The sequence below is a fragment of the Kothea flammea genome (assembly GCF_052161645.1).
Lineage (GTDB): Bacteria > Planctomycetota > Planctomycetia > Pirellulales > Pirellulaceae > Laterigemmans.
In genome coordinates this window covers 7,257,267-7,268,997 of sequence record NZ_CP197414.1, presented here as the reverse complement: position 1 = coordinate 7,268,997, position 11,731 = coordinate 7,257,267, and the positions used below count along the sequence as shown (strand labels likewise).

Annotated in this window: 7 protein-coding genes; 6 read left to right on the top strand and 1 reads right to left on the bottom strand. The window is 54.8% G+C overall.

Annotated elements, in window-relative coordinates:
• The first annotated feature begins 39 nt into the window (after window positions 1–39).
• The 4 genes from SH139x_RS27155 (at window position 40) to SH139x_RS27140 (ending at window position 4,643) form a co-directional block, all read left to right on the top strand.
• Window positions 40–963 (top strand): efflux RND transporter periplasmic adaptor subunit, encoded by a 924-nt coding sequence (locus SH139x_RS27155; RefSeq protein WP_488352852.1) that lies wholly within the window; start codon window positions 40–42, stop codon window positions 961–963.
• Window positions 964–1,047: 84 nt separating this feature from the next.
• A complete protein-coding gene (locus SH139x_RS27150; protein ID WP_488352851.1) occupies window positions 1,048–3,294 on the top strand; it encodes an efflux RND transporter periplasmic adaptor subunit in 2,247 nt (748 codons plus the stop codon).
• Window positions 3,295–3,601: 307 nt separating this feature from the next.
• Window positions 3,602–3,982, top strand: coding sequence for a DUF3467 domain-containing protein (locus SH139x_RS27145; protein ID WP_488352850.1), 381 nt, complete (start codon window positions 3,602–3,604; stop codon window positions 3,980–3,982).
• A gap of 142 nt (window positions 3,983–4,124) precedes the next feature.
• A complete protein-coding gene (locus SH139x_RS27140; protein ID WP_488352849.1) occupies window positions 4,125–4,643 on the top strand; it encodes a DinB family protein in 519 nt (172 codons plus the stop codon).
• A gap of 39 nt (window positions 4,644–4,682) precedes the next feature.
• Here SH139x_RS27140 and SH139x_RS27135 read toward each other — a convergent pair whose 3' ends face one another.
• Entirely contained in the window at window positions 4,683–5,840 is a 1,158-nt protein-coding gene (locus tag SH139x_RS27135) for a XylR family transcriptional regulator (protein ID WP_488356106.1), read from the bottom strand.
• Window positions 5,841–6,115: 275 nt separating this feature from the next.
• On the opposite strand from SH139x_RS27135, the gene SH139x_RS27130 reads away from it, so the two are divergent.
• Together SH139x_RS27130 and SH139x_RS27125 are read left to right on the top strand one after the other, a co-directional pair.
• A complete protein-coding gene (locus tag SH139x_RS27130; protein WP_488352848.1) occupies window positions 6,116–7,231 on the top strand; it encodes a Gfo/Idh/MocA family protein in 1,116 nt (371 codons plus the stop codon).
• A gap of 34 nt (window positions 7,232–7,265) precedes the next feature.
• The gene (locus SH139x_RS27125) at window positions 7,266–11,675 is read left to right on the top strand and encodes a PVC-type heme-binding CxxCH protein (protein WP_488352847.1); all 4,410 of its coding nucleotides are present in this window, start codon (window positions 7,266–7,268) and stop codon (window positions 11,673–11,675) included.
• Window positions 11,676–11,731: the final 56 nt, after the last annotated feature.

Genomic DNA, 11,731 nt, shown 5'->3' with positions numbered 1-11,731 from the left:
AAACGAACTTATCATTCCCCCTTCACGGGTAGACTCTCAATGTTGCTGACTGTTAATCTGCATCAATATCGCTGGGCGACCGCCCTCGCTTTGTTGCTTGTCGCTTGCTCCGCCCAGGCCCTCATCGCGCAACCGCCAGGTAGCGTCTCGGACGGCGTGGTGTTCGCTGAAGAAGCTCAAGTTACTTTCATCAATGATGTCCGCGTGCCGTCGCAGGTCGAAGGGTTGCTGAAGGAGATTCTTGTTGAAGAAGGCGCCGTGGTTGAGAAAGGCCAAGCTTTGGCTCTGCTTGACGACCGTGATTCAGTACTAACGGTCAAACTCAAGATTGCCGAAGAGAAAGAGGCTCGGCTGAACGCGGAGAATGACATCAATCGCCAGTACGCCGTCCGCTCGCAAGAGCTTTCCAGCGAGAAAGCAACCGCCTACGCCGAGTTGTTCCAGCAGAAGTTAATGGCGAAGTGGGAAGCACGTTCGGCTCAGTTAGAAGCTTATCGTGATCAACTGCAGATCGATTTGGCGGACATCAACAAAGATATTGCCTTGGCACAATTCGGTGCCAAGAGTGTGGAACGGGAAATGGCCGAAATGGCTGTCGATAAACGGCGTATCATCGCTCCCTTTTCTGGTTTTGTCGAACAACGGATCGGCCAGCTCGGCGAATGGGTTCAGCCTGGTTCCCCAATCGTCAAACTGGTGCAGATGGATCGGCTCCGCGCCGAGGGCTATCTCAATTATGAAGTGGCCAACAGCGTCACCGAGGGAATGCCAGCAATCCTGGAGTTTACGGTGCGCGGGCAACCGATCGAGCGGATCAACGGTAAAGTCGGTTTTGTCGGTTACGCCATCGACCTCTCGGAGCGTCGCCGCGTCTGGGTGGAGTTTGAAAATCAGCGTATTGGTGATGATTGGTTGATCAAGCCGGGGATGAAATTAAACCTCAAAATTGATACGAACCGCTAATTATAACCTACTTTTTTTCATCGATGCTGCTATTCCCTTTCATTGCACTATCCGGCCGATAACTCGCGGAGCTGATTCCGGTCCATGACATCCTTGGCTGAAAGTCTTATCAGTAGCTCGTCTCGCTCGCTTTCGGTTCGAAAGCGTCCGGACCTGCGCAGCAGCCGTCACCAATACCAGGGGACTGGTTATTGGGTGGTCAAGGAACCTGTGGGGTTGCAGTATTTCCGCTTTCATGAAGAGGAATATTTTATCCTGCAGATGCTCGACGGGCACGTCAGCTTGGATCAAATTAAAGAAGGTTTTGAAGCCAAATTCGCACCGCAAAAAATTACTTTCGGCGACTTGCAACAGTTTATCGGCATGTTGCACCGCAGCGGGCTCGTGATCAGCAACTCGCCCGGACAGGGACGCGCGCTGCAGAAACGCGGAACCACCAAGAAACGAAAAGAGTTTCTCGGCAAAGCGGCCAACATCTTCGCGCTCCGCTTTCGCGGCTTTGATCCCGAAGGGGTGCTCAAGCGAATCACCCCCTGGACCGGTTGGTTGTTCACCGTGCCGGCGCTGATCTGCGCTCTGTTGCTGATGTGTTCCGCCGGCCTGCTGTTAGCGACCCAATTCGATACGTTTTACGCCAAACTACCTTCGTTCCAGCAATTCTTTGCCGCCGATCGTTGGCTCTATTTGGCCGTGACCATGGCTTTTGTCAAAGTTCTGCACGAGTTTGGCCATGGGATCAGTTGCAAGAAATTTGGCGGGGAATGTCACGAGCTCGGGTTTATGCTCTTGGTGTTTACTCCTTGCCTGTACTGCAACGTCTCCGACTCTTGGATGCTGCCCAATAAATGGAAACGTGTCTGGATCGGTGCCGCCGGTATTTATGTGGAAATGATTCTGGCATCGATCGCCACGTTTTTGTGGTGGTTCAGCGAACCGGGGCTGCTCAATGACCTTTGCCTGAACATGATGTTCCTCAACGCGGTTAGCACGATCGTGGTCAACGGTAACCCGTTGCTGCGATTCGACGGTTATTACATTCTCATGGATATCTTGGAGATTCCCAACCTTCGCCAGAAGGCCACGGAAATTCTCAAACGTAAGTTCCAAGAAATTTGCTTGGGATTGGAATTGCAAGAAGATCCCTTCTTGCCGCGTCGTAACCAAGCCATGTTTGCTCTCTACACGATTGCCTCTGTGATTTATCGCTGGGTGGTTGTATTTTCGATTTGTTGGTTCTTGATCAAAGTGCTTGAGCCTTATGGTTTGGCCATTGTGGGCCGGATGGTTGCCGTTGCCGGGTTCTCCGGGATGATCATCCAGCCGATTTGGCAATCCATTAAGTTTCTCCGTACTCCTGGGAGGTTTGCAAAAGTGAAAAAAGGCCGCCTCGCGGTAACGCTCTCTGTGGTGGCCGCAATCATCGCCGCAGTTTGCTTTGTTCCCCTGCCGCACCACGTTGATTGTGCATTTCAAATTGAACCGGTGGAAGCGACTAATACGGTTTACGCCGGAGTTCAAGGGAGGATCGGTGATGTGCTGGTCAAAGCCGGCACTCCGGTGATTGCTGATCTAGATACCATTGCCGTGTTGGAAAATCCCGAGTTGATGATCCAACTGGAAGAGCTTCGCGGGCAAAAAGAACTCGCCATTCTCCGCCGCCGCACGCTCGAGCGACTGATGCATGACGACCGCAACGCGGCCGCCAGCCAGCAGTTGGCCGAGGATGAGCAGATTGAATCACTCACCCGCAAAATCGCCAAGCTGGAGGATCGGGTTGCGCGTTTGACCATCAAGGCGCCTTGCGGCGGTATCGTCATGCCGCCTCCCGAGAAACAACCTCAGGGCGATCCCGAAGAGCAACTTCCCTCCTGGACTGGTACGCCCCTGGATCCTGAAAACAAAGGCGCTTTACTGAACGATGCCGATGTGGTGTGCCTGATTGGTGATCCCAACGCGTTGGAAGCGGTCCTAGTGCTCGATCAAGGTGATCGGAACTTGGTGACGGAAGGTATGGATGTCGATCTAAAGTTTGACGCGGCGCGAAATCTGACCTTTTACAGCAAAATGGGCGAGGTTTCTGAATCGCCGCTGAACGCAGCCTCGATGGCGCTCTCCAGCCAGACCGGCGGGGATTTGCAAACTGAGATTGATCCAGCTACCGGCCAACCCCGTCCACGAAGCGTGTCCTACCAAGTGCGCGTGCCGCTCGACGTGGATGCGATTCCGTTGCGAATCGGTTATCGGGGTAGCGCGAAAATTCATACCGAACCTAAATCATTAGGTTGGAGACTTTGGCGTATTATTACTCAAACATTCAATTTCGAGTTGTAGAGTTAGCATAATTCAGCAACGTCCTGGCCGCGAAGAGCAGTGGGAGCGTTAGAGGCTACCTGGCTTACCCCGCTTCACTGAGTGATCTCACTGAAGTGACTCCGCCAGTTATATTAATAGAAAACTTTGGCGTAAACTTTTTTGCGCTATGATTGCAGAGTGGTTTGTGATTGTTAGGATTTATGACAATTGCTAATCAGAACACGTTTTACACTTGCGTCGGCTTTCTTCCCGCCCGGCGATGTGTCACACACGAAGCGGGAGAGTCAATTCCTATTTTTCGTTTTGAACGAGGAGTTTAAAGATTATGGCCGAGGAAGCACCTCCCCAAGAAGCCAAGGCACCCGAAGCTGCCGTTGCTCCCGCCGCTACCCAACAGCCGGTGCAAGTGCAGGTATTGGACGATCAAGCAACCGCGACTTACGCAAATTTTTGCCGCGTCACTGGTTCGCCCGAAGAATTGATCGTTGACTTCGGCTTGAACCCACAGCCGATCGGCGTTCCCAAAGATCCAATTCGTGTCAACCAACGTATCATCCTGAATTTCTTCACTGCCAAGCGTCTTTTGGCAGCGTTGCAAATGTCGGTTGCTCGCCACGAAGCCGTCTTCGGTGTGTTGGAAACCGATATCAACAAGCGAGTACGCCCGCAAGCTAAGGGCGGACAAGCTGGCCAAGGCGGACAGTAAAGCTGAACGCGGCGCGGGGGACGGAATTTCGCTCAGCGATGGTTGACCGGCCGCTATCCTCCTATACTGATAGCCTTCGTGGTGATGCACCACGAAGGCTTTTTTTATTTTTCATTCGCGCTAACCAGTACGGTTTGGGTCTATGATCGGCGAAATTATTGCAGAGTCGTTACAGTTGTCCCTTCGCTATGCCGAGACGTTAGCGGTTGGTATTGAACCTAGCCACTTCGGACGTCTCGCCAACGTGGATGGTCGCATCATCGCATCCAATCATCCCGCTTGGGTGTATGGCCATCTCTGTCTGTACTCACCAAGAGTGATCGAAGACCTTGGTGGTGATGCCGCTTCCATCCAGGTTCCCGAGGAATGGCAGGAGCTATTTTCCCCCAGGTCCGAGTGTCAAGATGATCCACAGGGAACGATTTATCCCCACAAGGATCAACTCGTCGATCAATTGTTGCGTGGCTACCGCGCGGCCGAGCAAATCTTGCGCTCCACCCCCGATGACGTGTTCAATCAGCCGAACCCCAACGAACGCATGGTCTCTAAGTTCAGCACGCTGGGCTCCATGGAAAATTTCTACACCGGCGGTCACTTTATGATCCACATGGGCCAGATCAGTGCTTGGCGGCGGATGACAGGCCTCGGTTCGGCCATGTAGCCGACTAAGGGCTAAAAACGTAGTTCGGTTTCAATGCTGTTACTGGTTTTCAATTCTGCTGCGGAATTGGGTGGGGGTCTCTCCCGTTTCGCGGCGAAAAACTGTCGATAAATACTCGACATGTTCAAAACCCGTGCGGCCGGCAATGTCGAGCAGGGTCAAATCACGGTCCCGCAATAATTCTCGCACGCGGCCGATCCGAACTCGCAAGATTTCTGCGTGTGGTGTTCGCCCCAGCAGCTTGCTGAAGCGGCTTTCCAGCACCCGTCGTGAGATGGCGACGTGTTTGAGCACATCGCCGACTTGGATGCCATCGCAGGCGTGTTCGCGAATGAATCTCAGCGCGCGGGCCACGTCAATGTCGTCGATTGCCAAGACATCACTTGATTGCCGCGACTCGATGCCGAGCGGCTCGATCAAGTGGGCTCGCCCTTCCACCGGCTCGCCCGCCATCATGCGATCTAACAACTTGGCCGCCTCATAACCGGCGCGTTGCGCGTCCGGGATGACACTCGACAGCGGCGGTGTGGCCAGCGAACAGAGCAGGCGATCGTTGTCGACTCCTATGACTGCGATTTCTTCAGGGATCGCGATGTCCAACTCGCGGCAAACATCCAACAGCTCGCGAGCTTGAATGTCATAGCAAGCCATGATCCCCAGGGGACGCGGCAAACTGCTAACCCACTCGGCCAAACGTTGCCGCTCACGACTCCAAGAGTAATCAGCCGCGTAGCGTGAGGTCGACTCGTAGCGACTGTAGCTACAGCCTGCTTGGTGAACGCACTTGGCAAATGCCTGTTCCCGCCATTGTGACCAGTTGAAGCCAGCCACCCCGCAGAATGCCAGGTTGCGAAAACCTCGCTCGGTAAAGTGATCTGCGGCCAGTTGAGCAATGGCCACGTCATCGGTCTCCACCCAGGGGATATCGTCCAAGCGACGGGCCGCGCTGACATCCACCGTGGGTAATTGGCTGCGCCGCACGACTTCGGCGATCGCTTCGTTCTCGATTCGCGCGATGATGCCGTCACCCGGCCAAGCGGCCAACCACTGCGGCGGTGCGGCTCCCCGTTCCTGCTCCGGGAGGTAGATCGTCCAAGCCCGGTGCCGACGGACATAGGTCGTGATCCCTTCGAGCACTCCGCGGGCGTAAGCGTTGGAGGACTCGATCAGTAAGGCGACGGTGGGGCGACGATTCATGTGCGAGCAAAGTCGTTCGGTGAAATTTCTCATCTTCGGCGGCGCAGAATCTCATGGACGCCACCACATCGGCTTGGTTTAATGGTATAACGGCTTCCCGGCTTGGCAAATTAACGGCGTCTAGTTCGCCTTAAAGTGCTGTATTTGTCAAATCAAAGCGTTGTTTCCGCCGATCTGGCGAGTTTGGTCGCTTGCGGAAATATTTCAAGTCGGGAAGTGTTCGGAAAACAACTTCCCCTCAGTTTGCCCTCCACAAAGTAAGAAAGTTGATTCCCATGTCGCAGCGGAAAGCACGTGTCGCGATGGTTGGCTTAGGGTTTGGTGCCGAGTTCATTCCGATCTACCAAGCGCATCCGGACGCGGAAGTAGTGGCAATTTGCCAACGCAACGCCGAGAGTCTCAATAAAGTGGGCGACGCCGTGGGGGTTTCCCAGCGCTACACCTCCTATGCCGATGTGCTGGCTGATCCCGATGTCGATTTTGTTCACATCAACAGCCCGATCCCCGATCACGCCTCCATGTCGCTGGCCGCTTTGGAAGCTGGCAAGCATGTGATGTGTACGGTGCCGATGGCGACAACGATCGAGGATTGTCAGAAAATCTGCGAAGCGGTGGCCCGCACAGGGCTGAAGTACATGATGGCCGAAACGGTTGTTTACAGCCGCGAATTCCTTTATCTCAAGCAGCTCTACGACGCGGGCGAGTTGGGCAAGATTCAGTACATGGCCGCCAGCCACCCGCAAGATATGGATGGTTGGCCCGACTATTGGGAGCGAATGATTCCGATGCACTACGCCACCCACGTGGTTAGTCCCGTGCTGGGATTGGTTGATGGGCGAGCGGAAACGGTTTCCTGTTTCGGCTCTGGAAAAATTCGCGATGAGTTAATTGAAAAGAGTGGTAACCGGTTTGCCGTAGAGAGTTGCCATTTGACCATTCAGGGCACCGACATTGCCGCCCACTTGTGGCGATTCCTGTTCGATACAGCTCGCCAGTATCGGGAGAGCTTCGACGTTTATGGAACGAAGAAAAGTTTTGAGTGGGCGTTGGTCGAAGGTGAGCCTCACGTGATGCACACCGCGAAGAAGCCCGAACCGGAAATCCCCTCGCGGGTGACGGTTCCCGATTTCGCCGATCGTTTACCCGAACCGATCCGTAAGTTTACTCAGACGATTGAGGACGCCGGGCACCTCAGTTTCGTCCAAGGAGGTGGGCACGGAGGATCTCACCCACACATGGCCCACGAGATGGTGCGAGCGATTCTGGATGATCGCGATCCCTGGCCAAATGCCACGACGGCCGCAAACTGGACCTGCGTGGGTATCTGTGCTCACGAAAGTGCCTTGCAAGGTGGACAGCTCGTCCGCTTACCTGAATTTACTCTTCAGTAGACACACACCACCCCAAAATCGGCGTTAGTCAACCATGCGATTTTTGATCTGTCTGCTCAGCTGCTGGGCGATTTTTAGTTCCTCCACCGCGTTGGGGCAGGAGACTGCCAAGCCTGCAGAGTCGGAGAACCGGCTGTCTGTGCTGTTCCTCGGTGACAACGGTCATCATCAACCCCCTCAGCGTTTCGCCCAACTTGCTCCGCGTTTGGCGAGTCGTGGGATTCAGCTTACCTACACCGACTCGATGTCGGACCTGAACGCTGAAACTTTGGGGAAATATGATGGCTTGATCGTGTATGCGAATCAGGACACCATTGAACCAGATCAGGCCACCGCGTTATTGACTTACGTGCGCGAGGGTGGCGGTTTTGTTCCTCTTCACTGTGCCTCCTACTGTTTCCGCAATTCGCCCGAATATGTGGAATTGGTGGGTGGCCAATTTCAGCGGCACGGTGGCGAGGTGTTCGGCACTGAGATCGCCGAGCCCGATCACCCGGTCATGCAAGGTTTTGGCGGATTTCGCAGTTGGGATGAAACCTACATCCACATTCTTGAGAATCCAGATCGCGAGATCCTTGAGTATCGTGTCGAAGGGGATCAAGCGGCCGGTCGTGATCGCGAACCTTATACCTGGGTTCGCACCTTCGGCGAAGGCCGTGTTTTCTATACCGCTTGGGGACACGATCATCGCACTTTCGGTAACCCAGGCTTCATCAACTTAGTTGAGCGAGGCGTTCGCTGGGCCTGCGGTGGCGACCCAAGTTTGGCGGGACCGTTTCAGCAACGTGATCCCTTCGTGATGCCCGAGATGACTGAGATCGCTGCCGATGCGGCACCATTCGAGTACGATACGATCAGCGGCAATAAGATTCCCAATTACCTGGCCGGAGAAAATTGGGGAACGCAAGGGAAGCCTCTAACGCGGATGCAAAAGCCGCTCTCCCCGGCCGATTCGCTGCAGCATTATGTGACACCGCGTGATTTTTCCGTGGCCTTATATGCCAGCGAGGAAAACATGGGTGCCAAGCCGATCGCAATGAACTGGGATGAGCGGGGACGGCTGTGGGTTTGTTTGACAATTGATTATCCCAATGAACTCCGCCGACCCGGACAAGGCAACGATCGTATCGTCATCTGCGAGGATACCGATGGGGATCAGGTCGCCGATAAGTTCACCCAGTTCGCCGACCAACTCAGCATCCCCACCGCGCTAGTGCATTATCGCGGCGGTGCGATCGTGCAAGACGGTACCCGTACGCTGTATTTGAAAGATACCGACGGCGATGATGTGGCTGACATTCGCCAAATGTTGATCACGGGTTGGCAATTAGGCGACACGCACGGTGGCGTCAGTAATTTCCGCTATGGCTTGGATAACTGGATCTGGGCCATGCAAGGTTATAATGATTCCACCCCGAAGTTTGCCGGTGGGACGGCAGGCCCTTTTCGAATGGGATTCTTTCGCTTCAAGCTCGATGCGAATGATCCTCCCAATGTCACCGACTTGGAGTTTATTCGTTCCTCGAACAATAACACTTGGGGCTTGGGGATCAGTGAAGAAGGCTTGATTTTTGGCTCCACCGCCAACCGCCATCCCAGCCTCTTTATGCCGATCGCCAATCGTTATTACGAACGCGTCCGCGGCTGGGGGCCCGAACAGCTTTCCTCCATTTCAGACGACCACTTGTTTGAGCCGATCACAGAGAACGTGCGACAGGTGGATCATCACGGTGGTTATACGGCCGGCGCCGGGCATTCGCTTTACACGGCCCGGCGGTATCCACAGACTTGGTGGAATCGGATTGCTGTTGTTAATGGACCAACTGGTCATTTGGCAGGCATCTTCGAACTCACGCCCTCAGGCGCTGGATTCACTTCGCAAAGTCCCGGGAACCTGATCGCCAGCGATGATGAATGGTCGGCGCCGATCCTCACGGAAGTTGGCCCAGACGGTAATTATTGGGTGCTCGATTGGTACAATTACATTGTCCAGCACAACCCCACACCGCAGGGCTTTGAGACCGGACGGGGTAATGCTTATGAATCGGATTTGAGAGATAAGATTCATGGCCGCATTGTTCGCGTGACTCATGGCGATGATAGTGACATAGCGTTTCCTCAGCTATCCACCGAAAATCCCCAAACCGTTGTCACCACTTTGGCGCATCCCAACATGCTGTGGCGATTGCACGCCCAGCGGTTGCTGGTTGAACGTGGGCAACTCGACGTGGTTGATGCGTTAGTTGCGACGCTCGGCGATCGCAGCGTGGACGCTATCGGTCTTAACGCGGGCGTCATTCACGCTCTCTGGACGCTGGACGGTTTGGGGGCGATTGCTCAAGGCAGCGCGACCGAATCCGCGGTCGCAGCGTTGCTCGATCATCCCTCCGCCGGTGTTCGTCGCGCGGCAATTCAAGTCTTGCCGAAGACAGCTGAGAACGCCGAGCGTTTCTTGGCTGGCGGGCTGCTCGCCGACGATGACGCTCAAGTTCAATTGGCAGCCATTCTGGCGCTCGCCGATACCGGCGAAGTTGCTTCAGTTGTTGTCGCTGAGATTGCCCAGCTTGCTGCGGATCCGACAATTCAAGCCGATCGTTGGTTGCAGGATGCCGTCACCAGTGCGGCTGCTGTTCACGCAAGTAGTTTTCTGGCCGCCTACGTTCGTCAAGCTGGCCCGGCCAGTGATCCCCAATCAACCCTCGTTCGTCGCGTGGCTGAACACGTGGCGCGAGGTCGCCCCGGTCAGGAGTTGACGGAGTTGTTTGCCTCGCTCGGTGGAGCGGACGCAGCGCGAATTGCACCGATTTTGGCGGGGCTCAATCAAGGTTGGCCCGCCGATCATAAGGTTCCCGCAGCCGATTCGCTGGAAGGCAGTTTGTTGCAATTAGCCGAACAGTTACCACCGGCTGAACTAAGCCAACTTGTCTCGCTCTCCAATCGGCTTGGCAGTAACGTGCTGGCAAATTATGCCGAACGCGTGGCTGAAGAGATCATGACTGTTTTGGACGATAGCGAGGCGACCGATCCACGGCGGATCGCCGCGGCCCAACAGTTGTTAGGCTTGCTGCCCGAGAGTCCCCAAGTGGTCGAATCCATTTTGCAAACGATTGATCTGCAAATGGCTCCCCGCACGGCGGCCGCGATGATTCAATCGCTCTCTGCCAGCCGCTCTGAAAAGATGGCTGAATACGTTGTCGATTCACTTGCGGATTGGACCCCCGCGGTGCGTGAAACGGCGATTCGATTGTTGCTCTCGCGGCCCGAATGGACTTCCGCGTTGATTGCCGGTTTGCAGGCAAACCAGTTGGCCATGTCAGATTTGGCGTTGGATCAACGGCAAGCATTAGCCCGCCACCCGCAAGCCGACATTCGCGCGGCGGCAACAGAGTTAATGAAAGCCGGCGGTGGTCTGCCAAGCCCCAACCGCGTGGCTGTGATTGAGCGTTATCACGACGCCGTCACCCTTAATGGTGATGTAGATCGTGGTCGTGAAATGTTCAAGCAACATTGCAGCAAATGCCATCGTCACGGCGATATGGGCGTGGAGATTGGGCCGGAACTTACCGGCATGGCTGTGCATCCCCGAGAAGAATTGCTGGTTCATATTCTTGATCCCAGCCGCAGCGTCGAAGGTAACTTCCGCTCGTACACCGTGCTCACGCTCGAAGGCCGCGTATTGACTGGCATGCTGGCTGGCGAGTCACGGACGACGATCGAGTTGATCGACACCAATGGTAAACGAGAAACTTTACCTCGCGCTGATATCGAGGAGTTGGCCGCTTCGACAAAGTCGGTCATGCCCGAAGGGTTTGAGGATCAATTGAACGTCGCGCAGATGACTGATCTGTTAGAGTTTTTGACCGCACGTGGCAAGTATTTGCCACTCGACCTTCGCGCCGCGGCGACTTTGCCCAGCGACCGCCCCATGTTTTATGGCGCTGAAGGCGAGGTAATGCTGCTTGACGATTGGGGACCACGGCAAGTCGAGGGTGTTCCGTTTAGCATCATCAAGCCGAATAACGGCCGAGTGGCTAACTTGGTCATGCTGTACGGCCCCAATGGTCAAATTCCTCCGGAACTGCCTAAGTCAGTTGAATTTCCAGTCAACTCAACTGCCAAAGCGATTCATATGTTAGGTGGCGTTGGCGGTTGGAATGCTAAAGCGGCGATTGCTAACGGACCGGCCGTGATGACCGTTCGGCTGTGGTATGCCGACGGCAGCAAAGAAGACCATGTCTTGCGAGATGGTGTCCATTTCGCGGATTACATCGGTCCGTTTGATGTTCCCGGCAGTAAACCAGCTTTCAAGCTGCGACGTGGTTTTCAGATGCGATATCTCAAGCTGGAGCCAGCCAAGCCCGACCAGCTGATTGAGAAAATCCAGTTGCTCAAGAATAACCACACTAGCACCCCAATCACGATGGCGATCACTCTGGAAGGTTAGATTTGATTGAGCCTGATATGGCGGGCGATGCAAACCGATTAAACTCAGTGGACCTG

Bases quoted from the DNA above. Each gene is read 5' to 3' on its own strand.
- SH139x_RS27155 (WP_488352852.1), top strand. From the start codon at position 40: ATGTTGCTGACTGTTAATCTGCATCAATATCGCTGGGCGACCGCCCTC.
- SH139x_RS27150 (WP_488352851.1), top strand. From the start codon at position 1,048: ATGACATCCTTGGCTGAAAGTCTTATCAGTAGCTCGTCTCGCTCGCTT.
- SH139x_RS27145 (WP_488352850.1), top strand. From the start codon at position 3,602: ATGGCCGAGGAAGCACCTCCCCAAGAAGCCAAGGCACCCGAAGCTGCC.
- SH139x_RS27140 (WP_488352849.1), top strand. From the start codon at position 4,125: ATGATCGGCGAAATTATTGCAGAGTCGTTACAGTTGTCCCTTCGCTAT.
- SH139x_RS27135 (WP_488356106.1), bottom strand. From the start codon at position 5,840: ATGAATCGTCGCCCCACCGTCGCCTTACTGATCGAGTCCTCCAACGCT.
- SH139x_RS27130 (WP_488352848.1), top strand. From the start codon at position 6,116: ATGTCGCAGCGGAAAGCACGTGTCGCGATGGTTGGCTTAGGGTTTGGT.
- SH139x_RS27125 (WP_488352847.1), top strand. From the start codon at position 7,266: ATGCGATTTTTGATCTGTCTGCTCAGCTGCTGGGCGATTTTTAGTTCC.